Source organism: Streptomyces sp. NPDC002499 (assembly GCF_053595415.1).
In genome coordinates, this window is the sequence record NZ_JBSFXO010000002.1 from 1 (window position 1) to 21,260 (window position 21,260).

Genomic DNA, 21,260 nt, shown 5'->3' on the forward strand with positions numbered 1-21,260 from the left:
CCACCCCGCACACCACCCCCGCAAGTTTTTAGAGAACAGTGGGTTTTGTGCGGGGGGGGCCCCGCGCGCCCGGCCGCCCCCCCCCGGACACGGTAGCGCCCACCATGGCCCTGAGGAATGCCGGCCGGTTCGAGCGGCGGGCACCATACCCGCCCGGACCGGGGAGGCGTGGTTATAGGCAGGTGCAGCTCGGCATAGGCCGGGCCGTAGCGGTGGGGAGCGACCCCTCAACCCAGCGGCGGGGTAGGAAACCCATAGACACCGGTCGCTACCGCCGGAAAGTCCCGTCTCGAAGGATCTGGCCTCCGTCTCAACTGACCTGTTCTGATTCGTCGTTGATCCCGGTTGATCTGGTTCGTCATCCTGATCACCGCACTACTCTGTCGAGCCATGAACGCAGAGCGCTGGTTGGCGGACACCCGGATCTCGTACGACACAGTCGCGGTCAGCTATGCCGACCAACTACGCGAGGCTCTGACCGGGGCCCCATATCTGCGGGCGGCGCTGGCGCTGTTCGCCGACTTGGTGCACGCCGCCGGCGGCGGACCGGTGGCGGACGTGGGCTGCGGGCCCGGACACGTCACCGCTCACCTCCACGAGCTGGGTGTGGACGCTTTCGGCATCGACCTCTCCCCCGGGATGATCGACATCGCCCGGCGCGACCACCCCCGCCTGCGGTTCGAGGTGGGCTCGATGACCGACCTCGACCTCGCCGATGCTTCAGTCGTCGGCCTGCTCGCGTTCTGGTCGTTGATTCACGTCCCCGACGAAGCAGTGCCCACGGTCTTCGGCCACTTCCGGCGCGTGGTGCGTCCCGGCGGACCACTGCTGATCGGCTTTCACGTCGGCGACGAGTCGAGGCTGAAGACGCAGGGCTACGGCGGGCACCCGATGAACGTCCCCGTTCACCGCCGCCAGCCCGACCAAGTAGCGGCCTGGCTGCGCGATGCCGGGTTCACCATTGACGCCCACATGCTGATCGACCCCGACGAGGGCGTCCCAGGTGCGGTCGTCTTCGCACGCCGTAAGGCCTAGCCACATCAGCCGGTTGTCGTGCGAGGTCCACACACAGCTTCTGAGCACTGCTATGTGGCCCTTCACGTCTCCCTGCCGCCGCGTCGGTGGGTTCGGGGCGGTCTGGGCAACTGGTGTGCAAAGGCGCGAAGTTGAGTGGCAGGATGCGGCCGTGTGAGCGACTCCAGCGCATTCATAACCATCGCCAAGTCGGCCGCGCCGCTCTATGTGACCACCCTCGCCGCTTCGGCGGGCTCACTTGTCGACACCGCGCTCCTGGGCCGCCACGCCACCCTCTCACTGGCCGCGTTCGCCGTGACGGTGGCCGTTTTCAGCCCGGCTACTGCCACCGTGGCGGGTGCGCTCCGCGGGGTGATGCCGTTCATCGTGCCGCACCGCAACGACCCCGGGAACCTGTTGCCGTTGGTACGCAGCGGTCTGTGGCTGTCGTTCGCTGTGGGCGGAGTGTGTGCCGCGGCGGTGGCAGCGGTGCCGCTGCTCGGCACAGTGTTCGGAGTTCGGCCCGGCGTCCTCGCCCAGCTGGGTACATTCCCGTGGATGCTGGCGGGCAGCGTACTGCTGATCGCGGTCGGCCAGTCGGCGACGTCCGTGCTGGTCGCCCTGGGCCAATCCGCTCAGGTGATGCGGTCCGGTCTGGTGGGCACTGCGGTGTCGGTGACACTGTCTGTGCTGCTCGTCGGAAGCCCAGGACCGCTGCCGAGCTATGGGCTGACCGGTGCGGGACTGGCCATGCTCGCCTCCAGCCTGGTCACTACCAGCCTCAACCAGTACGCACTGCGCCGCCGCACGGTGCTGACGGGACGGCGGATACGGCCCGGCCGGCCGGATCTGGGCCAGATACTGCGTCTGGCCCGGGTGGGACTCCCACTCGGCGGGACTGTACTCGTCAAGTTCTCGGTGCTCGGAGTACTGACCTTCGCGGCCGCCCGGATCAACACCGACAGCGCTGCCGTGCACAGCGTGTCCGAATCGCTGGTGAACGTCATCTTCACCGCGGCGGTCACGGTCGGCCAGGCCACGGTCCCGCTGATCGCCGCATACTCCGAGGCACGGGACGCCGTGCGCGTCCGGCGCAGCGTGTGGGCCGGGATTGGGGTGGCCCTGTGCGCAGTCGCCGTACTCGGAACCGTCCTGTTCGTGCTGCGAGACCCGATAGTGGGCCTGTTTACCAAGACCCCGGCACTGGAGAACCAGGTGATCCGGCTGTTGCCACTGATCCTGGCGGTAGTGGTCACCGACGCTCTTCAAACAGTGGCAGGCTTCGGCCTCGTCGGACTCAAACGCACCGGGCCAAGTCTGGTGTCCACGGCGCTGTGGTTCGGGATCCTGGCCGCACTGTCCGTGCCAATCGCCGACACAGCCGGGTTGCCCGGCCTGTGGACCGCCCTGGCTTGTGCGAATGTGCTCCAGGCCATCACGAAGTTGGTGTCCTTCCTTCGCCTCAGCGCCCAGATCGGCACGTCCGTCTCATCGACAGCACCGGGCGGGAACGCCATCGCTGCACCACGACCGGGGCCAAGACACTGAACACCTCCGGGCCATCTGAAGGCCCCGGTGTTGAGACGGTGCTACCGGTCGGGCACGTGGTTCGAAGGCGGCATCCCGGCTCTCGTTGGTAGCGGTCGTGGATGAGCACGCTCGTACTGGTCGTGCCAAGCAGCGATCGTGAAACACAGTGCGATGGCTGCCACAAGGAGTTGGATCGCACCCGCGAACGGATGTGCCGAGTACAGGAAGAGAACGGCGATCACGAGCACGCCCAATGTGAACCCGCCGAGCCAGAGGACCGGAACCCAGTCCATCGCGGGTGCCGCGGCTTGCTCGTCCACACGGCCCCATCCGTGGATGACCGACGTCAGCCCCAGCAGAAAAGCGACCGGGATTTCGATGAGCAGCGCGATCAGGCTCATGCAGCCACCCGCGAACCCGTCGCCTCGCGAGTCTGAAGGCTTTACAGGGCGGCAATCGTTCCCCGGCAGGCGCGGTATGCGCGGCCTCGGCTCGAAGGGCATACGACACCCTCGTACGTCACGCCGTGTGCTGCATCACGGTTCATCAGGACGAGGCCGAGGCGTAGCCGAAATGAGTTCCCCGCATGCCTCCACCGGCCCTCGAACTACAAGGTGAAGGCACTCGCTCGTACGAGGGTTCCAGGGACGTGAACTCGCACCAGCCTCCTCGACGCCTCAACCCCCACGGCGCAACGGGTGGTTGGAAAGGGCCATCGCAGTACGCAGCGGCCCGCGCCCTGCCCGGGCCGGACGAGGAAACCGCGCAGCGGGAGAGGCAGACCGGCGCGGGAGTCTTCCAGACGGGCCGCCGTGTCAGGTCAGCACCAGCCAACGCCGGCCGTCGATGAGTTCCCGTGCCGCGTCGAGGTGGCCGGCGTGGCAGGCAGTCTCGGTGATGACGTGCAGCAGGACGTCGCGCAGGGTGTGCAGATGCGGCTCGCCGAACAGGTCGTGAGGCCACCACGCCAGGGCTGCATCGGCGGCAGTGGCGGTGATGACGGCGTCGGCGAGCTCTGCCTCCTGCCGGTATGAGTCGAGGACAGCGGCAGCCCGTGCTTCCGGATCCACCTTCCACGCTTCGTCGCCGCTCGTCAGTGCGTGGATGGTCTTTTCGTCCCCGGCGACAACAGCGCGGAACCAGAACCGCTCGACGTCCAGCGCAAGGTGCTGGACCATTCCCAGGCAGTGCCATCCGGATGGCAGCACCGGCCGTCGCAGAGCCTCTTCGTCGAGCCCGTCAAGGGTGCCCAGGACATGGCGACGCTGCCCGTCCAGAACCCGGAGAAGTGTCCTGACCTCACTGCCGGGAGCCGTTTCGTACGCATTTTCGGTCACGACACCCAGGATTCCCCAACACCGCTGAAGTCGCAGGACGTTCCCTGATTGTCCGGGACACCACGCCATCCAGGACACTGCACGTCCCCACCCCCTCCGCACCGTTCTGCGCAGCAGCGCGGACGATGCGAAGAGTGCGCAGACCCGCCTTGCGCACTCCCCCGCACCCGACGTCGAACTGCCCGAGTCCCGCTCGCCGACAACGAGGACCTGGAGCGGACGTCCTGGCAGCACGAATGCTGGGTCCGGAGTCGGCGGCCCAGCGTCTGGAGATCCGGTGTCCGGCCTCGTGCGAGGTCAGTCGTCAGTCGGTCCGTTCGAGGTGAGGGTCCAGGTGGCGGTGTCGGTATGGGTCGCGCCTTGAATGGAGGCCGTCACCGTGACGGTGTTGACGCCTGGGCGCAGTTGTACCCCGGTCCATCTGAAGATGTGGTCCGTGCTGCTCCGCTTGCCGAGTGAGGTGCCGTTGAGCGTGGCGGTCACCTCCGTGGCGTTGGAGTAGACCTTCAGTTCCGTCGACGCTGTGGTTCGAGTGGTCCAGCGGCGGCTGGTGATGTGAAGGGTGGGTGTGGCAGCCCAGTTGGCCTTGTACCAGTAGAAGGCGTCCTTGCGGATCGACCGGTCGCGGGTGACCAGCCCCTTGTCGTTGATCCCCGGTTGGCCGCCCTCGTTGCGCCCGTCGGAAGCGAAGTCGAACATGTTCCAGACGAAGGACCCCCAGACGAAGGGCCGTTCGGCGAGCTGCTTCCAGGAAGCTTCGTGCAACAGCGCCTGGTACTCCTCAGGGTGGAAGGAGCCGCCCGGGGTGGGCGCCGACGGGTTGAGCGCGTGCTGGGTGGTGTTCGCGCCCGCCCCGTACTCCGAGACGGCGAAGGTGCGTTGCGGCTCGGCCCCGTGCAGGCTGTCGGCCCAACTTCCCAGGTCGTTGTACGAGCCTCCGTACCAGCCGAAGTACTTGTTGTAGGCGGTGGTGTCCGCGTGTCCCGCGACTTGGGCGTCGTTACCGAGGTGGTTCGCGTAGGCGCTGATGCGCTCCGGGTCCTCGACCGCGACGAGCGCTGCGAGTTCGTCCAGCAGCGCGTTCGTGGCGGTGTTGTCGCTGCGCTGCTCGTTGCCGATCCCCCAGAAGACGATCGAGGGGTGGTTGTAGTTCTGGCGGATCAACTCGCGCAACTGGTTCTTCGTGCTCGCCGTGAACGCCGCCGAGTTCGTGATCGCGTCCACCAGCGGGATCTCGGCCCACACGACCACGCCTGCGGCGTCCGCGAGGTTGTAGTCCTTCTGGTCGTGCTGGTAGTGCGCCATGCGAACCGCGGTGGCGCCGAGTTCCTTGATGAGGGAGAAGTCCTGCGTGTGGTCCGCGTCACTCACGGCCCAGCCGACGTCGGCGCGATCCTGGTGCAGGTTGACGCCGTGCAGGCTCAGGTGACGGCCGTTGAGCGTGAAGCCGGAGGCCGCGTCGAGGCTGAAACTGCGCAGGCCGAGTGGCTCGGTCACCACGTCCGTGACCGTGCCCGTGGTCGCGTCGCGGACCTCGACATGGGCGCTGTACTGGTACGGGTCCGCCACGCCGTTCCACAGGCGGGGGTTGGTGATGGTGATCGTCTGCACGACGTCCAGGCCGGAGTTGGCCGCGATGGGCTGCGGCGCGCTGCTCCGGTCGGCCACGATCGTGCCGGTCGTGTCGGTGACGACGGCGCGCACCACCAGTGAGCGGCTGGTGCTGTTGTTGTTGAAGACGGTCGCCTTCACGTCGACGGTGGCGGAGGCGGCGGTCACACTGCGCTGACGCAGATAGGCGCCCGGGCCCGCGTAGTCGAGCATCCGCAGCGCGAGCTTGTCGACCGCGTACAGGCTGACGTTCCGGTAGATGCCACCCTCGAACGTGTAGTCGGCGCTGAGGGGTGCGACGTCGGGGTTGTTCGCGTTGGTCACTCTCACCGCCAGGACGCTCTCGCGACCCGGCGTGATCTGGGCGGTGGCACCGAACCGGAAACGCGAATAGCCACCCTCGTGCCGGCCGAGGAGGGTGCCGTCGATCCAGACGTCAGCGACCTGGTTGACCCCCGCGAACTGGAGGAAGAACATCTTCCCCGACAACTCCGCCGGCACAGTGACGCGCCTGCGGTACCAGCCGACACCCCGGTAGTAGTTGCCGCCCCCGTCCGCGCCGTCCTGGCCGTTCCAGGTGTGCGGGACGCTGAGGGGGGTCCACGAGGTGTCGTCGAAGGCGGGCGCCTGCGCACCTGCCACGTCGCCCTGATGGAAGCGCCACCCGGAGTTGAGGCTCAGCCATGTACGCAGGGCGGGCGGGGTGTACGTCTGCGCGGCCACCGGCGCGGCGGCGGCCGCGCCACCGGCGGCGAAGGTGGCCAGCGCGCCTCCCGCCACGGTGCCGAGCACCTGGCGACGGCTGAGAAACTCGTTCATGGCGTGCCTTCCCGAGAGTGGGGGGCTGCGGCCCGGACAGCACGTGCCTCCGCACCGCGCACTGTGGTCCGAACCTCTATTACGAGGTCATATACGTGAACTTTGAGCTACGGCGTGATCCGCCTGTGAGGAAGCTAGAGGAAGCGGATCTGATGAACAACCCGGTGTCACAGACAAATTGGCCAATTGACGCGAGAAGAGACCGGAACTGAACTGTGTCTACGTAGATGAACACCGAATCTCTGGCAGCCGCGCTCCGCGATGGAGCGCGACAGTGGGTCCGCGCCCGCCGGAACTGGCCCGATCGGCAGGCGGGGGCGCGGGACGACGTCATCCGGTGAGCGCCGACTACGACGACGCCCAACTCGAACTGGTCGAGGACTTCCTCCGCCGGACCGCCGACCCGGGACGCCTCGCCGCCCAGGACCCGACCGACAACTGACGGGCCGCTGCGGCTCGTTCACCCATGCCGAGGCGATCGCCGAGGTGACCTGTGAGCCGCCTCGACCTGTTGGTATAATGGTATGACATTAACGCGGTGGTCGAGAGGGGTCACGCAATGACGGGCGGAACACTCATCGTCGGCGCCAGCCAGGCAGGTCTTCAACTAGCGGTTTCTCTCAGGCAGTTGGGAGACACCGCGCCGATCACGCTCGTGGGCGAGGAGAACCACGCGCCCTACCAGCGACCGCCGCTGTCCAAGGAGTTCCTGGCCGGGCAGGCCGACGCCGAGTCCCTTGCCTTCCGCTCCCCCTCCTACTACGCCGACGCGGGCATCGACCTCGTCAGCGGCGCTCGCGTGGCCCACATCGCGCTCGACCCCTCGGACGGGCCGGGTTCTGGGGTCGCAAGGACGGCCGCCGGGCGCGCACTGTCCTTCGACCGGCTGGCCCTCACCGTCGGAGCCAGGCCCCGCAGACTCGATGTCCCGGGCGCCGACCTGGACGGTGTCCGTTCGCTGCGTGATCGGGACGACGCCGCCGAACTGCGGACCCGGCTCGCCTCCGCCGCCCGTGTCGTGGTCGTCGGCGGCGGCTTCATCGGGCTGGAGGCGGCTGCTGTGGCCCGCGCGCTCGGCAAGGACGTCACCGTGGTGGAGGCGGCCGAGCGGCTGATGGGGCGTGCGCTCGCCCCGGTGGTCTCGGACTTCTATCTGCACGCCCACCGGCGGCGCGGCACCCGGGTCCTGCTGTCGACCGGCGTCACCGGCTTCGACGGGGTGGCCGGACGGGTGAGCGCGGTGCGACTGACAGACGGCTCGACGCTGCCGGCCGACCTCGTCCTGGTCGGCGTCGGTGTCGTCCCGCGTACCGAACTCGCCGACCAGGTCGGCCTTGCGTGCGACGGGGGCATCGTCGTCGACAGGTGCGCGCGGACCAGCAACCCCTACATCGTGGCGGCCGGTGACTGCACGGTCCAGCCGCATCCGCTGACCGGCGAGGGCCGGGTCCGGCTGGAGTCGGTGCAGAACGCCGTGGCGCAGGCCACGACCGCCGCCGCCACGCTGCTCGGCAGGCCCGCGGCGAATCGGGCGGTGCCCTGGTTCTGGTCGTTCCAGGGCGACTTGAAGCTGCAGATCGCCGGACTGTCGACCGGTTATGACGCGTACGTCGTGCGGGGCGAGCCCGCCGAGGAGCGGTTCTCGGTCCTGTACTACCGCGAGGGCGAGTTGCTGGCCGTGGATGCCGTCAACAGCCCCGCCGACTACATGGTCGTGCGTCGGGCCCTCGGGCAACGGGCGACCGTCCCGGCGGACCGGGCGGGCGACCCGGGGATCCCGCTCAAGTCCCTGCTGGTCGCCCGCTCCGACGCGGTGGTTGCCCCTTGAGGGGCGGCACGGCCCCCTTCCCCGGGCCGGCTGGTGCAGCCGTCAGATGACGGCCGCCTCCAAGGACTCGGGGGCGAACAACTCCTCGGGCTCCCAGAGCCGCGCGGACAGGCCCTGTTCGTGGTGGTAGCGCAGGAACGTCGACAGGGTCTTCCGGTTGCCCTCGACCCCGTAGGACCAGTAGTCCCGGCCCATCAGCTCCCGTGCCTCCTCCAGTTGGGGAATCAGCCACGGCAGCATGAACCGCAGGGCCGAGGTGTCGTACACGGTGTTGTAGGCGGCGTCCTTGGCGGCCAGCAGCGCCTTGTACAGGGATTGGGCGACCCAGCGGTGGCGGTCGTAGACGTCCCGGCGGATCACCACCACATGCATGACCGGGAAGATCCCCGTCGCCGCGAAGTAGTCCTTCTCGGCTGCGACGACATCCGGGAAGACCCGCCGCACGCGCGGATCCCCGGCGACGAACGGGCTCGGCACGCGCGGGGTGCACAGCGCGTCGATCTCGCCCTCGGCGAGCATGCGCGCCAGGGTGCGGTCCTCGGCGATGCGGCTGATGCGCAGCGAGTCCGGCAGGTCGACACCGGCCTTCTCGACGCGTCCCGGCGTCTCCTGGCCGCCGGTGAACCAGCTGACCGAGTCGAAGGGCACCTCGTGCCGGTCGCCGAGGATGCCGCGCATCCACACGCACGCGGTCAGCTGGTACTCGGGCGTGCCGATCCGCTTGCCCCGCAGGTCCTCGGGCGTGGTGATGCCGGAGTCGGCGTGGCAGTACAGGGCGCCGTGGCGGAACATCCGGGAGGTGTAGACCGGCAGGGCCACGAAGGGTGACGGGTCGGCGCGCAGGGACAGGACGTACGAGGACAGGGACATCTCCGCCACCTCGAACTCCTGGTGGCGCATCATCCGGAAGAAGGTCTCCTCGACGGGCAGCCGCAGATACGTCAGGTCGATGCCGTCGGGGCGGACCGTGCCCTCGTCGAGGGCACGCGTGCGGTCGTAGTCGCCGCAGGCGAAGGTGAGGGGGAGTCGGGCCATGGGTTGCAACTACCTGCCTTCCGCCGTGAGTCGTGCGTCCAGGCGCGGGTACACGCGCCTGGCGTTGGCCTCGAAGACCTTGTGCCGCTGTTCGTCGGTGAGACCGGCCCGGTCGACGTACTTCTTGGTGTCGTCCCAGGCGATGCCGGTCTCCGGGTCGACCCCGCGCACGGCTCCCAGCATCTCCGAGGCGAACAGGATGCTGTCGGCGCCGACCACGCGGTGCAGCAGGTCGATGCCCGGCTGGTGGTAGACGCAGGTGTCGAACCAGACGTTGTCCATGAGGTGTTGGGCCGGGTCGGGGCGGCCCATGCGGACGGCCAGCCCGCGGTAGCGGCCCCAGTGGTAGGGCACCGCTCCCCCGCCGTGCGGGATCACGAACCGCAGCGCGGGGAAGCGGGCGAACAGGTCTCCCTCGACGAACTGCATGAACGCGGAGGTGTCCGCGTTGAGGTAATGGGCACCGAGCGTATGGAAGTTGGGGTTGCAGGACGTCGAGACGTGAATCATGGCGGGCACGTCCAGCTCCACCATCGTCTCGTACAGCGGGAACCAGTACGGGTCCGTCAGTGGTGGCGAGGTCCAGTGGCCGCCGGAGGGGTCCGGGTTGAGGTTGCAGCCGACGAAACCGAGTTGCTCCACGCAGCGACGCAGTTCGGCGATCGTTTCGTCGAGCGGGCCGTTCGCGGTCTGGGGCAACTGGCAGACCGGAGCGAAGTGTCGGGGAAAGAGGCTCGCGACCCGGTGGACGAGGTCGTTGCCGGCCCGTGCCCAGTCGCGGGCCGTCGCCGGGTCCGGCACATGGTGCTCCATGCCGGAGGCCTTCGGCGAGAAGAGCATGAGGTCGGCGCCGCGCTCCCGCAACACCTTGAGCTGGTTGTGCTCGACGCTCTCCCGGATCGCCTCGTCGCTGATGGCGGCCGGCCGTGCGGCGGGCAGCGAGGGGTCGGTCAGCCTGGCCAACTGGGCGTCGCGGAAGGCCTGGTGCGGGGGCGGGGCCGTCGTGTAGTGGCCGTGGATGTCAATGATCATCGGTCGGCTCCCGGTCGAGGTAGGTCAGGCCCTTGCGGGCCAGCCGTTCCCGCATGGCGTTGATGTCGAGGCCCAGTTCGCCGCTCGCGTAGCGCTTGCGCACCGCCGCCTCGCGCTCCTCGCGGGCCCGAGAGGCCGCGAGAACGGTGGGCGCCTCGCTGCGGGGAACGACCACCACGCCGTCGTCGTCGGCCACGATCACGTCGCCCGCCGCGATCCGCTGTCCGGCGCAGACGATCGGGATATTCACGTCGCCGAGGGTCTCCTTGACGGTGCCGTAGGCGCTGATGTGCCGGGCCCACACCGGGAAGCCCATCCGCCGCAGTTCGGCGATGTCGCGGCAGCCGGCGTCGATGACCAGTCCGCGGACGCCGCGTGCGGCGAATGAGGTGGCGAGCAGATCGCCGAAGTAGCCGGCCGCGGAGGCGGAGGTGGGTGCGACGACGAGGACGTCTCCCGCACGGCACTGCTCCACCGCGACATGGAGCATCCAGTTGTCGCCGGGCGGCACACTGACGGTCACGGCGGTGCCGGCGACGCGCGCGCCGCTCCAGACCGGACGCAGGGCCGGATCGAGCAGCCCGGTGCGTGACTGGGCCTCGTGGACGGTGGCCACGCCGAACTCGGCGAGGGCGTCGACGGTCGCCAGGTCGGCGCGGAGAGGATTGCGGACGACGACACTCATGCCGCCGCCCAGGGCAGCAGGGAGACGTGCACGGCGTCCTCGCCGCTCTCGCCGCCGACGGTGCGGATGGCACGGTCGGCCTCGGCGAGCGGGAAGCTGTGGGTGCTCAGCTTCTCCAGCGGGAAGCGGCCCGACACGAGCTGCTCCAGGGCGAGTTCGCAGGCGCGGTAGCTGTGGCCGCGGGCGCTTTTGAGAGCGATGGACTTCTCCGTGAGCTTCTTCAGGGGGAAGTCGGGGAAGGCGGCCAGTTCGCCCTGGACGACCATGGTGCCCTCTCGTCGCTTGAGCGCGTCGATGCCGAGCAGGACGGGCGCGGTGCCGGCGCCGGCCGTGCAGTCGAGAACGACGTCCACGCCCCGTCCGCCGGTCAGCTCCAGGATGCGGGCGAGCGGGTCCTCCTGGGTCACGTCGATGACGTGGTCGGCGCCGAGTTCCCGGGCGAGGGACAGCCGCGGCGCGTCCTTGGTGGTGCCGGTGACGATGATCAGGGAGGCGCCCGCCTGTTTGCAGGCCACGACCTGCGACAGCCCCTGTTGTCCGGGGCCCTGGATCAGGACCGTGGAGGCATAGCCGACGCCGGCGGTGACCAGGGCCCACTCGATGCCGTTCGACAACGGCGTGACCAGTCCGGCGAGTTCGGCCGAGACGCCGTCCGGGACGCGATGGGTGACGGAGTTCCAGGGCAGGTAGAGGTACTGCGCGAAGCCGCCCCACAGGTGGTACGGGTTGTCGGCGGAGGTGTAGCCGTAGCGGCGGGCGTCCGGGTTGGTCCGCCAGTCGGTCGCCTCGCAGTGGCGGTATTCGCCGGCGTGGCACCACTCGCAGCGGAAGCAGCCGACGTAGTGCTCGACGAAGACGCGGTCGCCCTCGGCGAGGCCCTTGCGCTCGGTGAAGGCGTGTCCCGCTCTCGCGATGACGCCGACGTTCTCGTGTCCCATGATCACCGGGTCGGTGAAGGGCGGTTTGCCGTACATCTTCACGTCGGTGCCGCAGATCCCGGCGACCTCCACCTTCAGCAGGGCTCCGTCGTCGGGTATGTCCGGCATCGGGAACTCCCGCAGCTCGGTCCGGCCGGGCGCCGTTCGCACAGCCGCCAGCACCTGTTCCGCCATGACGTCGTCTCCTCACGTTCGGGATGCACAGTCTATGGACGAATGGACTAACCATGCTACCTTTCGACGCATGGCGATACCTCAGCTCAGGACAGTGACCCGCACCCAGGGCAACAACGAGGCGCTCAAGACCGGGTCGGTGACGCCCCACGGCTTCGCGTTCGAGTTCGAGGAAGTCCCGGTCCTGGTACAGGCGTTCCGGCGGATGGTGCGCGGGAACGAGTTCGACGTCAGCGAGATGGCGCTCACCACCTATCTCGTGGCGAAGGTGCACGGGGCCCGCTTCACGGCCGTACCGACGTTCCTGGTACGCGGCTTCCACCACGGCGCGGTCTTCCACGACCCGTCGTCCGAGGTCCGCGAACCCTGGGACCTCGAAGGGCGCAAGGTCGGGGTCAGCCGGGGCTACACCGTCACCACGGGTGTGTGGGCGCGGGCGGTCCTGAGCGAGGAGTACGGCGTCGACCTCGACAAGGTGACGTGGGTGCTGTCGGGCGACGAGCACGTGGCCCAGTACCGGGCGCCCGCGAACGTCGAGTCGCTGGAACCGGGGCGCTCACTGGAGGAATCGCTCCTCGCGGGCGACCTGGCGGCGATCATCGGACCACCGCCCAAGTCGCCGGACTTGACCACACTGATCCCCGACGCCGAGGAAGCGGGCTTCACGGCGCTGCGTGAGCGCGGGCTCTACCCGATCAACCATCTCGTCGTCGTCCGTGACGAACTCCTGGCCGAGCGGCCGGAGTTGGCGGCCGACGTCTTCGACGCGTTCGCCCGTGCCAAACAAAAGTACGTGGACGGGCTGCGGACCGGCGCCGGCGACTCCCCCACCGACCGCATGTACCGGCGCGTCATGGAGGAGTCGGGGGCGGATCCGCTGCCGTACGGGATCGAGACCAACCGGCACGTTCTGGAGCAGCTCATGCGGCATGCGGTCGACCAGCGGATCCTTCAACGGGCCCTGCCCTTGGAGGAGTTGTTCGCCGAGACGACTCGGACGCTCACCGCCTGACGGAGCGCTGCCGCCGGACCGCACCCCACCCGCCTCCGTGCCCGACCCCCCGCCGAAGGGACCCGCATGCGCATCGCCATCGCCGCCGATCACAACGGTTTCGCCCTCAAGACCCGGCTCGCCGCCTGGCTCACCGCCCGGGGCCACCTCGTCGACGACCGCGGCAGCCACAGCGAGGAGACGGTCGACTATCCGCCGCTGTGCGTGGACGTCTGCCGGTGGGTGACCGACGGGACGGCCGACCGCGGCATCGTTCTCGGCGGCAGCGGGCTCGGCGAGACCATCGCCTGCAACAAGATCCGCGGCATCCGTGCCGGGCTCTGCCACGACCTGTGGAGCACACGCATCTCCCGCGGCAACAACGACTCCAACGTGCTGGTGCTCGCCGCGAAGGTGCTCGCGCCGGAGGCGGCGGAGGAGATCGTCCAGGTCTGGCTGACGACCCCGTTCAACGGCGGTGTGCACGCACGGCGCCTCGCGCAGATCGCCGAGCTGGAGGATCCGGCACCGCACGCCTGACGGGCGCCGCGAACGACCTGGGGCGCGGCCGGCTTCCCCCATGTGGCCGCGCCCCTTCTCGTACCCGGGCGACGGCTCCCTCCCGATCCGCGCGCAATCTCACCCCGACGTACGCGTCAAGTACTCCAACACCCGTGCCGGCGCGGTCTCTTCGGTCTGCTCGGCCACCGGTACATCCCAGTACTCGGTGCGCGGCAGGCACTCCTGGAGGTAGCGGGCCGCGGACGGGGCGTGCGAGGTGTCCTGGCCGGGCACGATCAACGCCGGTACGTCGAGGGTCAACAGGTCCTCGGGCTCGGGCCCCGGCACGGTGTCCCGGTCGAACAGGAGGCGGACCATGCCGGACACCGTCGCCCGGTAGCGAGCGGGGTCGGTGCGGGCGTACTCGTCGGCGAACCAGGCGTCCGTGCGCAGCACTTGGGCCCACGGGCCGACCCGCGGGTCCTTGGTGAAACCCTCGTCGGTGCTCCGGGCGAGGGCCACGACCCCCGCGGGGCCGTTCTCATCGGCGTACGCGAGATGGCGTTCGAAACGCTCGTGCTGTTTCATCCGGTACCGCACGCCGCCCGCCGGTGAGTACAGGACCATGCTCAGGACGCGCTCGGGGTGGGCCACCGCGAGCGCCGCCGCGGTGGAGCAGCCGACGCAGCCGCCCATCAAGTGGGCGCGTTCGATGCCGAGACGGTCGAGCAGACCGACGCCCTGGCGGACATAGTCGGCCCAGGAGATCCGCTCCAGGCGACCGCCGGAGCGGCCCGACTCCCGCCGGTCGAAGGTGACACAGGTGAACTGCTCGGTGAGCCGGTCCAGCAGGCGCAGGCGCCGGTAGACGCCCACGGTCCGCCAGCCCTCCAGACTGGAGTCGAACCCGCCGGGCGAGAACATCAGCAGGGGCGGTCCCGAGCCGGCGACCTCGTAGCGGGTGGTGATGTCGTCGATGACGGCCGTGGGCACGGTGGTGCTCCTTTCGTGATCAGGTCGTCGGCGGGACGGGCACACCGCCGGCGACCTGGCGTGCGGCTCGCACGTCCGCCGCGTAGGCGGTGATCGCGTCGAGCGTGATCCGCGCGACGTTGGCGTACGTCGTCGGCGGATCGTCGAGAGCCGAGGCGGCGTATCCGATGGCGGCGTGCGCCATCCGCATCCGCCCGTCCAGCCAGGGCCCGCCGCCGAAGCCGCCGACGACCGGGACCGAGACGGCCCCGGCGACGGCCGCGCCCACCACGGGACCGGAGTTGGTGAAGTTCAGCAAGGCGGCGCCGGCCTCTTCGAGCCGTTTGGCCTCGGCGATCATGGCGTCCTTCATCGCCACCGGCACCTGGTCGGCGGCGGAGGGGATCGCGCTGTACTCGACGCCGTAGCGCAGCGCGGTCTGCGGGGTGATGCCGAACTGCGCGAAGACGGGGACGCCGGCCCGGGTGATCGCCTCGACGGCCTCGGGGAAGTCGGCGGCGCCGTCCAGTTTGACCAGGTCGACCCCGGTCTCCTTGACGAACCGCACCGCCGCGCGGACGGCGCTTCCGGTGCCCTCCTGCAGCGGGCCGAACGGGAAGTCGACGCTGACCAGGGCCCGGTCCACGCCCCGCCGCACCGCCCGGGCGACGACGACCATCTCGTCCATCGTCACCTCGAACGGGTTAGCGTGCCCCCAGAGGTTGACGCCCACGGTGTCGCCGACGGAGACCAGGTCGACCCCGGCCCGGTCGACGATGCGGGCGATCTGGTAGTCCCAGGCGACGACGCCGACGATCTTGCGGCCGTCGTCCTTCATCCGCCGCAGCGCGCGCAGCGTGACCTTGTCGGGCATGTGCGAGGCCTCCTAGACCCTGAGTGCCGTGAGCAGTTCGACGACGTCGCCCTCATCGGCGGACAGCAGCAGGACCCGGGCGTACGGCCGCAGTGCGGCGACCGCGTCGTCCGCCTCGAAGCCGTCGCCCAGGACCACGCCGGCGGTGGTGATGCCCCGCCGGCCGCAGATCCGGCCGATCGCGGCCGCGGCCGCCCGGCCGCCGTCCTCGGTGGCGAGGACGACGACCACGTCCGTGCCGGTGAGCACCTCCTCCAACGGGGCGACGGGGCCGTCGAGTTCGTGCAGCAGCTCGCCGGCGTCGAGGGTGTAGAAGCGGGCGTGCGCCCAGGGCCGTGCGGCCAGGTGACGGCCGACGGCCGCCGCCCGTGCGTCCAGGGAGACGACGCGTGCGGCGCGGGCGGGCACGATCGGCGCGTCGATCCGGTACCGGGACTCGCTCGCCGAGGCCGCGCGGGCGCTCTCGCTCAACTGCAGGGTGGCCGTCGTCATGTCACACCGAGGCCTGCGGGACGCCGGGCGTGGCCTTGACCGCGTCGCGGCAGGAGTCGAGGAAGGACTCGGCCTGCGGCAGCACGACGGCCGCGGAGCGCACCCGGTGGTGCTCGGGGTCCACGCCGGGCGGGGTCGTGCCCTGGTCGCGGAGGGCGATCGCGGCCTTGCGCAGCTTCTGGCGGGCCTTGATGATCCCGCTGTCAGCGGGTACGAGGCGCTCCTTGGTGCGGTCGACGATCGGGCCCATGCTCTCCTGCAGCGAGGCGTCCTGCATGGCGATGCCGGCGACGCCGGAGTAGGTGTCGCCGCGCTTCTGCGCCGCGCGGTCGATGAGGTAGTCGTTGTCCATGTTGGCGGCCGGACGGTAGGTGCCCGGGATGTTCCTGCTGTGCACGCCGTGGCCGTCGATCATGGCCTGCCGCTCCGTGTCGGTGAGGTCGCGCACGGGGTGGTAGTCGAAGGAGTACGTCCAGCAGTTCTCGTCGTCGATCGGCACCCAGAAGTGGCCGTGCACGGGGTGGTCGCCGCGCGGCGGGACCATCGTGAAGGCGGGCATCACCCAGGGGGTGATGCGCCAGTAGTACTTGCCCTCCTCGGCGTTGCGCCGGGCGCCCACGAAGAGCCCGCCTTCGCTGTCGGCGACCTCGAAGAAGGGCTTGGTGTCGTTCATGTTGTACTCGTTGCCCTTGGCGCCCCGGAACAGTGGATCGGTCTTCAGGCCGCCGGAGTGCAGGAAGGTGACGTGGCTGGAGTCGATGCCGCCCTCGAAGGCCTGGAGCCAGTTGCACTGCTGCCAGCGCTTGGAGGTGTAGGTCCGCTCCGGCGCGACGTGCACCCATTCGTACTCGGGCTGCGGAGGCTGGGTGGCCTTGTCGCCCATGTAGGTCCACAGCACGTCGCCGATCCTCACCAGCGGGTACGAGGTGAGCTGCACGTTCTGGCAGAAGCTGCTGTTGTCGGCCTCCGAAGGCACCTCGACGCACTGGCCGGTGACGTCGTACTTCCAGCCGTGGTAGGGGCAGCGCAGTCCCGAGCCCTCGTTGCGGCCGAACCAGAGGGAGGCGCCGCGGTGTGCGCAGAACTCGTCGACCAGGCCGTAGCGTCCCTCGCTGTCGCGGAAGGCGACCATGCGTTCCGACAGGAGCTTGACCCGTACCGGCGGGCAGTCGTCGTCCGGCAGTTCCTCGGCCAGCAGCGCGGGGATCCAGTACTGGCGGAACAGTTCGCCCATGGGTGTTCCCGGGCCGGTCTGGGTGAGCAGTTCGTTGATGTCTTTTCGAAGCACAGCCGTTTCCCTTTCAGGTACTGACCCGTCACGGGGCCGTAGGCGTCGGCGCTGAGCGGTTCGTTCGGGGCCCGGTCAGGGCTGGTCCGGCGGGATCTCGACGGTCAGGCCCGCGAGTTCCTGGGTGACGCGGATCTGGCAGGAGAGCCGGCTGGTGTCGCGGCGCTCGGCGACGGCGAGGTCGAGCAGGTCGTCCTCCATCTCGCCGGGCGCGCCGACCAGTGGGGCGAACTCCTCGCGCACCCAGACGTGGCAGGTGGCGCAGGACTGGTTGCCGCCGCACTCGGCGACGATCCCCGGCACACCGTTCTTCACCGCGGCCGCCATGACCGACTCCCCGACCGTCGCATCGACGGTGTACTCGGGACCGTCACTGCCGACGAAGATCACCTTGGGCAAGGTCCCTGTTTCCTCTCGCGATCGGCTGACCCACTGCGGACGGGCAGGCCTGCGGCCACATTTCCGGTCCGGTGGTCTGTCCATTAGACCAGATGGTGAGAACGCGAAACAAGAGACGGGACACGGGGTCACAATCGGCGGCATGCGAACGCTGATCCTTCTGCGCCACGGCGAGAGTGCGTGGAACTCGAAGAACCTGTTCACCGGCTGGATCGATGCGGACCTGACCGCGCGGGGCGAGCAACAGGCCCGCGACAGCGGCCGGTCACTGCTCACCGCGGGCCTGCTGCCGCAGACCGTGCACACCTCCGTGCTGACCCGCGCGGCGCGCACCGCCACCCTGGCGATGGAAGCCGCCGGCCGGGCCTGGGTGCCGGTGGCCCGGCACTGGCGCCTCAACGAGCGGCACTACGGAGCCCTGCAGGGCAGGGAGAAGAGCGAGACGCGACGGGAGTTCGGCGCCGAGCGCTTCGACCTGTGGCGCCGCTCCTACGACGCGGCGCCACCGCCGGTACCGGAGAACTCCGCGGGAGACATCGCACGCGATCCGCGCTACGCGCGGCTGCCCCGCGAACTGCTGCCGCGCACCGAGTCGCTCGCCGACGTCACCGCCCGGCTGCTGCCCTACTGGTACGACGCCGTGGTACCCGACCTGCTGGCGCACCGAACCGTGCTGGTGGTCGCGCACAGCAACTCGCTGCGGGCACTGGTCGCCCACCTCGACCGTCTCGACCACGGCGAACTGCCGGCCCTGAACATCCCGACGGCCATGCCCCTGCGCTACGACCTCGACGACGACCTGACACCCACTGCGCGCGGCGGGCACTACCTGGATCCGCAGGCAGCCGCGACAGCCGCCGCGGAGGTGGCCGCCCAGGGTCGCAGCCGACTCGGTTCGACTCGTTGACGGCCATCAGAGGTGGCCTTATGGTTCTACCAATCCACCCCCTGTGAATGTCCGCACATATCGTGTCGCAGAGCCGACCAGGAAGGGCCACCACATGGCCAAGGATGCGATCGTCAGCGACTCCCTGGCGGCGAAGTTCGCCACCGAGAAGGAATCCCCCTACACCCGCTGGGTGGCCGCCGAAGGGCTGGACATCATCGCCGCCCACTACGTGCCCGACCTGCGCACGGTCGAGCTGAAACCGTGGGAACGGCGCGGCGGCCGGGGCGTGTTCATCAACCACGAGGCCACCCGCACCTCGAACGACTGCTACGTCTGCGAGATACCGGCCGGCGGCAGGCTCGCCCCGCAGCGGCAGCTGTTCGAGGAGATGATCCTCGTCCTGGAGGGACAGGGCTCGACCAGGGTCTGGAACGACGCCGGCGCCGAGGTCACCTTCGAGTGGCAGGCCGGATCGATCTTCGCCATCCCGCTCAACGCCCATCACCAGCACTTCAACGGCTCGGGGAAGAAGGCGGCCCGCTTCGTCTCCTCGACCAACATGCCGCCCGTCATCAACCTCTACGGCGATCCCGGCTTCGTCTTCGACACCCCGCGTGACTTCCCGGACCGCTTCGCCGGCGAGCCCGACTACTTCTCCCCCAAGGGCGAGCAGAAGGGCCTGCTGCTCGACACGAACTTCGTCGCCGACGCGGTGAACCTGCCGCTGATCGAGGCGAAGGAGCGCGGCGCGGGCGGCGGCCACATCCGGTTCGCGATGGCCAAGGGTTCGATGAACAGCCATATCTCGCAGTTCCCGACCGCCACGTACAAGAAGGGCCACCGGCACGGCCCGGGCGCCCACGTCATCATCCTCTCCGGCGAGGGCTACAGCCTGATGTGGCCCGAGGGCGAGGAGCCCCGCCGCTACGAGTGGGGTCCCGGTTCGCTGATCGTGCCGCCGAACATGTGGTTCCACCAGCACTTCAACACCGGCCCGGAGCCGAGCCGCTACCTCGCCTTCAAGCACGAGGTGGTCTCCGTGCGCAACGCCCAGGGCGTGCCGAAGGCCTGGATCAGCAAGCGCATCGGCGGCGACCAGATCGACTACGCGGACGAGTCGCCGTATGTCCGCGAGACCTTCCGTGACGCGCTCGCCAAGCACGGCATGGAGCCGCGCATGGACTCCGTCTACGAGGCCGAGCTGGCCACGCTTCCACCGCTGCCGGAGCAGTCCGCCACCGTCTGACCCATGCGACGTCCGCAAAGGAGCGGGTCCGTGCCGCACACCGAAAGACACGACCACGACGACGGGGTGCGCACGGTCCACTCGGCGCACCTCCCCGACCACGACCATCTGCACGACGACGAGGACTACGGAGCTCTGGAGGACAACCCGATCTGGCGGCAGGACAACGTCACGCTGCACAGCGTCGGCATGGACATCGGCTCCTCCGGCACCCAGGTCGTCTTCTCGCGCCTGCATCTGCGGCGCCTCGGCGAGGACCTCACGAGCCGCTACCACGTGGTGCGCCGCGAGACCCTCTACCGGTCCCCGGTGGAGCTCACCCCGTACACCGACGACCAGTACATCGACGCGGCCGGACTCGGCTCGATCATCGACACGGCCTACCGCGAGGCCGCCGTCGGACCGGACGCCGTGGACACCGGGGTCGTGATCCTCACCGGTGAGGCGCTGCGCCGGCGCAACGCGGAGGCGGTGACCGGCATCCTCGCCGAGCGCGGGGGCGAACTGGTCACCGCGAGCGCCGGGCACCACATGGAGGCGATGCTCGCCGCCTACGGTTCCGGAGCGGCGCAGGTGTCGTACGAGAGCCGGCGGCGTGTCCTCAACGTCGACATCGGCGGCGGGACCACCAAGTTCGCCGTCCTGGAGGGCGGAGAGGTCGTCGCCACCGCGGCGCTCCACGTCGGCGGTCGCCTCCTGGTGGTCGACGAGGCGGGCCGGCTCGTCCGGCTCGACCCGGCCGGCGGCGACCACGCGGCCCGGGCCGGCTTCACCTGGAAGACCGGCGACAGCGTCACCCACGCCGAGCTGACCGCCGTGGCGGAGTCGATGGCCGACGCCCTGATCGACGCCGTCACCGGCGATCCACCGCCCGCCCACGTCCGAGACCTCTACCTCACCGATCCCCTGGCGGACCCCGGTCCGATCGACGGAGTGATGTTCTCGGGCGGGGTCGCGGAGTACGTCTACGGGCGCGAGGACACGGACTTCGGGGACCTGGGCCGACGGCTCGGCCGGGCGCTGCGCCGGCGGCTGGATGCGGGAGCGCTGCCGTATCCCGAGCTGCCCGCGGGCGAGTGCATCCGGGCCACCGCGCTCGGAGCCTCGGAGTACAGCGTCCAGCTGAGCGGCAACACGGGCTGCGTCTCCGATCCCGACGCGCTGCTGCCGCGCCGCAATCTCCAGGTCCTGCGCCCCGTCCACGAGCTCGGGGAGGTGGTGGACCCCGGCGCGGTCGAGGCCGCGGTGCGCGGGCGTCTGCTCGCCCTCGACGTGGCACAGACCGGCGCGGACATCGCCCTCGCCCTGTCATTCAGCGGGCTGCCCAGCCATGAACGGCTGCTGCCCTTCGCGCGGGGCATCAGGGACGCCGTCGCCGAACGCACGGCCGCGGGGCGGCCGTTGTACATCGTGCTCGACGGCGACGTCGCGATGACCCTCGGCAGGCTGCTGCGCGAGGAGCTGGACGTCACCGGCGACCTGCTCGTCATCGACGGGCTGAGCCTGCGCGACTTCGACTACGTCGACCTCGGCAGACTGCGCTTACCGTCCAACACCGTGCCGGTCACCATCAAGTCGCTCGTCTTCGGGCGGGACCCCCGCTGA

At 69.6% G+C, this 21,260-nt stretch carries 20 protein-coding genes; 8 read left to right on the top strand and 12 right to left on the bottom strand.

Annotated elements, in window-relative coordinates; translation table 11 throughout:
* The first annotated feature begins 390 nt into the window (after positions 1–390).
* Together ACWD5F_RS04645 and ACWD5F_RS04650 are read left to right on the top strand one after the other, a co-directional pair.
* Positions 391–1,035 carry a class I SAM-dependent methyltransferase gene (locus ACWD5F_RS04645; RefSeq protein ID WP_451251058.1) on the top strand — a complete coding sequence of 215 codons (645 nt, stop codon included), beginning with the start codon at positions 391–393 and terminating at the stop codon, positions 1,033–1,035.
* A 153-nt stretch (positions 1,036–1,188) separates the two neighbouring features.
* Positions 1,189–2,562, top strand: a complete 1,374-nt coding sequence (locus tag ACWD5F_RS04650) for an MATE family efflux transporter (RefSeq protein WP_451251060.1) — start codon at positions 1,189–1,191, stop codon at positions 2,560–2,562.
* 41 nt (positions 2,563–2,603) lie between these two features.
* Here the strand turns inward: ACWD5F_RS04650 and ACWD5F_RS04655 are convergent, their stop codons facing one another.
* From ACWD5F_RS04655 to ACWD5F_RS04665, 3 genes are all read right to left on the bottom strand, one after another.
* On the bottom strand, positions 2,604–2,945 hold the full coding sequence (locus tag ACWD5F_RS04655; protein ID WP_451251062.1) for a DUF6234 family protein: 342 nt from the start codon (positions 2,943–2,945) through the stop codon (positions 2,604–2,606).
* Positions 2,946–3,359: 414 nt separating this feature from the next.
* A complete protein-coding gene (locus ACWD5F_RS04660; RefSeq protein WP_451251064.1) occupies positions 3,360–3,881 on the bottom strand; it encodes a mycothiol transferase in 522 nt (173 codons plus the stop codon).
* Between the two features lie 297 nt (positions 3,882–4,178).
* Positions 4,179–6,311 carry a glycoside hydrolase family 2 TIM barrel-domain containing protein gene (locus tag ACWD5F_RS04665; RefSeq protein WP_451251066.1) on the bottom strand — a complete coding sequence of 711 codons (2,133 nt, stop codon included), beginning with the start codon at positions 6,309–6,311 and terminating at the stop codon, positions 4,179–4,181.
* Positions 6,312–6,870: 559 nt separating this feature from the next.
* On the opposite strand from ACWD5F_RS04665, the gene ACWD5F_RS04670 reads away from it, so the two are divergent.
* On the top strand, positions 6,871–8,139 hold the full coding sequence (locus ACWD5F_RS04670; RefSeq protein ID WP_451251068.1) for an NAD(P)/FAD-dependent oxidoreductase: 1,269 nt from the start codon (positions 6,871–6,873) through the stop codon (positions 8,137–8,139).
* Positions 8,140–8,181: 42 nt separating this feature from the next.
* On the opposite strand, the gene ACWD5F_RS04675 is transcribed toward ACWD5F_RS04670, so the two are convergent.
* Genes ACWD5F_RS04675 through ACWD5F_RS04690 form a run of 4 tightly spaced genes read right to left on the bottom strand, consistent with a single transcriptional unit; the run spans position 8,182 to position 12,003 of the window.
* Complete coding sequence (locus ACWD5F_RS04675; RefSeq protein ID WP_451251070.1) at positions 8,182–9,174, bottom strand: ABC transporter substrate-binding protein; 993 nt, start codon at positions 9,172–9,174, stop codon at positions 8,182–8,184.
* 9 nt (positions 9,175–9,183) lie between these two features.
* Positions 9,184–10,206: an amidohydrolase family protein gene (locus tag ACWD5F_RS04680; protein WP_451251072.1), complete on the bottom strand. Its 1,023-nt coding sequence runs from the start codon at positions 10,204–10,206 to the stop codon at positions 9,184–9,186.
* Complete coding sequence (locus ACWD5F_RS04685; RefSeq protein WP_451251074.1) at positions 10,196–10,891, bottom strand: 4-carboxy-4-hydroxy-2-oxoadipate aldolase/oxaloacetate decarboxylase; 696 nt, start codon at positions 10,889–10,891, stop codon at positions 10,196–10,198. Before ACWD5F_RS04685 ends, ACWD5F_RS04680 begins: the two co-directional genes overlap by 11 nt.
* Complete coding sequence (locus ACWD5F_RS04690; protein ID WP_451251076.1) at positions 10,888–12,003, bottom strand: zinc-dependent alcohol dehydrogenase; 1,116 nt, start codon at positions 12,001–12,003, stop codon at positions 10,888–10,890. The genes ACWD5F_RS04685 and ACWD5F_RS04690 overlap by 4 nt, the downstream gene beginning before the upstream one ends.
* A gap of 70 nt (positions 12,004–12,073) precedes the next feature.
* On the opposite strand from ACWD5F_RS04690, the gene ACWD5F_RS04695 reads away from it, so the two are divergent.
* Both ACWD5F_RS04695 and ACWD5F_RS04700 read left to right on the top strand, forming a co-directional pair.
* Positions 12,074–13,015: an ABC transporter substrate-binding protein gene (locus ACWD5F_RS04695; RefSeq protein WP_451251078.1), complete on the top strand. Its 942-nt coding sequence runs from the start codon at positions 12,074–12,076 to the stop codon at positions 13,013–13,015.
* A 66-nt stretch (positions 13,016–13,081) separates the two neighbouring features.
* On the top strand, positions 13,082–13,534 hold the full coding sequence (locus tag ACWD5F_RS04700) for an RpiB/LacA/LacB family sugar-phosphate isomerase (RefSeq protein WP_451251080.1): 453 nt from the start codon (positions 13,082–13,084) through the stop codon (positions 13,532–13,534).
* Positions 13,535–13,633: 99 nt separating this feature from the next.
* On the opposite strand, the gene ACWD5F_RS04705 is transcribed toward ACWD5F_RS04700, so the two are convergent.
* The 5 genes from ACWD5F_RS04705 to ACWD5F_RS04725 form a co-directional block, all read right to left on the bottom strand.
* The gene (locus ACWD5F_RS04705) at positions 13,634–14,488 is read right to left on the bottom strand and encodes an alpha/beta fold hydrolase (protein WP_451251082.1); all 855 of its coding nucleotides are present in this window, start codon (positions 14,486–14,488) and stop codon (positions 13,634–13,636) included.
* A 19-nt stretch (positions 14,489–14,507) separates the two neighbouring features.
* Entirely contained in the window at positions 14,508–15,341 is an 834-nt protein-coding gene (locus ACWD5F_RS04710; RefSeq protein ID WP_451251084.1) for a 3-methyl-2-oxobutanoate hydroxymethyltransferase, read from the bottom strand.
* Positions 15,342–15,353: 12 nt separating this feature from the next.
* Positions 15,354–15,833 (bottom strand): 3-methyl-2-oxobutanoate hydroxymethyltransferase, encoded by a 480-nt coding sequence (locus tag ACWD5F_RS04715; RefSeq protein WP_451251086.1) that lies wholly within the window; start codon positions 15,831–15,833, stop codon positions 15,354–15,356.
* Position 15,834: 1 nt separating this feature from the next.
* The gene (locus ACWD5F_RS04720; protein WP_451251088.1) at positions 15,835–17,121 is read right to left on the bottom strand and encodes an aromatic ring-hydroxylating dioxygenase subunit alpha; all 1,287 of its coding nucleotides are present in this window, start codon (positions 17,119–17,121) and stop codon (positions 15,835–15,837) included.
* 75 nt (positions 17,122–17,196) lie between these two features.
* Entirely contained in the window at positions 17,197–17,511 is a 315-nt protein-coding gene (locus tag ACWD5F_RS04725; protein ID WP_451252258.1) for a 2Fe-2S iron-sulfur cluster-binding protein, read from the bottom strand.
* 151 nt (positions 17,512–17,662) lie between these two features.
* On the opposite strand from ACWD5F_RS04725, the gene ACWD5F_RS04730 reads away from it, so the two are divergent.
* The 3 genes from ACWD5F_RS04730 to ACWD5F_RS04740 all read left to right on the top strand — a co-directional run bounded on the left by ACWD5F_RS04730 (position 17,663) and on the right by ACWD5F_RS04740 (position 21,260).
* Positions 17,663–18,427, top strand: a complete 765-nt coding sequence (locus ACWD5F_RS04730) for a 2,3-bisphosphoglycerate-dependent phosphoglycerate mutase (protein ID WP_451251090.1) — start codon at positions 17,663–17,665, stop codon at positions 18,425–18,427.
* A 94-nt stretch (positions 18,428–18,521) separates the two neighbouring features.
* Positions 18,522–19,655: an ethanolamine ammonia lyase-activating protein gene (locus ACWD5F_RS04735; protein ID WP_451251092.1), complete on the top strand. Its 1,134-nt coding sequence runs from the start codon at positions 18,522–18,524 to the stop codon at positions 19,653–19,655.
* 30 nt (positions 19,656–19,685) lie between these two features.
* Complete coding sequence (locus ACWD5F_RS04740) at positions 19,686–21,260, top strand: ethanolamine ammonia-lyase reactivating factor EutA (protein WP_451251094.1); 1,575 nt, start codon at positions 19,686–19,688, stop codon at positions 21,258–21,260.

What these genes read in the sequence shown, in the direction of transcription:
- ACWD5F_RS04645 (WP_451251058.1), top strand. Translation starts at nt 391, where the DNA reads ATGAACGCAGAGCGCTGGTTGGCGGACACCCGGATCTCGTACGACACA.
- ACWD5F_RS04655 (WP_451251062.1), bottom strand. Translation starts at nt 2,945, where the DNA reads ATGAGCCTGATCGCGCTGCTCATCGAAATCCCGGTCGCTTTTCTGCTG.
- ACWD5F_RS04665 (WP_451251066.1), bottom strand. Translation starts at nt 6,311, where the DNA reads ATGAACGAGTTTCTCAGCCGTCGCCAGGTGCTCGGCACCGTGGCGGGA.
- ACWD5F_RS04670 (WP_451251068.1), top strand. Translation starts at nt 6,871, where the DNA reads ATGACGGGCGGAACACTCATCGTCGGCGCCAGCCAGGCAGGTCTTCAA.
- ACWD5F_RS04675 (WP_451251070.1), bottom strand. Translation starts at nt 9,174, where the DNA reads ATGGCCCGACTCCCCCTCACCTTCGCCTGCGGCGACTACGACCGCACG.
- ACWD5F_RS04680 (WP_451251072.1), bottom strand. Translation starts at nt 10,206, where the DNA reads ATGATCATTGACATCCACGGCCACTACACGACGGCCCCGCCCCCGCAC.
- ACWD5F_RS04685 (WP_451251074.1), bottom strand. Translation starts at nt 10,891, where the DNA reads ATGAGTGTCGTCGTCCGCAATCCTCTCCGCGCCGACCTGGCGACCGTC.
- ACWD5F_RS04690 (WP_451251076.1), bottom strand. Translation starts at nt 12,003, where the DNA reads ATGGCGGAACAGGTGCTGGCGGCTGTGCGAACGGCGCCCGGCCGGACC.
- ACWD5F_RS04695 (WP_451251078.1), top strand. Translation starts at nt 12,074, where the DNA reads ATGGCGATACCTCAGCTCAGGACAGTGACCCGCACCCAGGGCAACAAC.
- ACWD5F_RS04700 (WP_451251080.1), top strand. Translation starts at nt 13,082, where the DNA reads ATGCGCATCGCCATCGCCGCCGATCACAACGGTTTCGCCCTCAAGACC.
- ACWD5F_RS04710 (WP_451251084.1), bottom strand. Translation starts at nt 15,341, where the DNA reads ATGCCCGACAAGGTCACGCTGCGCGCGCTGCGGCGGATGAAGGACGAC.
- ACWD5F_RS04715 (WP_451251086.1), bottom strand. Translation starts at nt 15,833, where the DNA reads ATGACGACGGCCACCCTGCAGTTGAGCGAGAGCGCCCGCGCGGCCTCG.
- ACWD5F_RS04730 (WP_451251090.1), top strand. Translation starts at nt 17,663, where the DNA reads ATGCGAACGCTGATCCTTCTGCGCCACGGCGAGAGTGCGTGGAACTCG.
- ACWD5F_RS04735 (WP_451251092.1), top strand. Translation starts at nt 18,522, where the DNA reads ATGGCCAAGGATGCGATCGTCAGCGACTCCCTGGCGGCGAAGTTCGCC.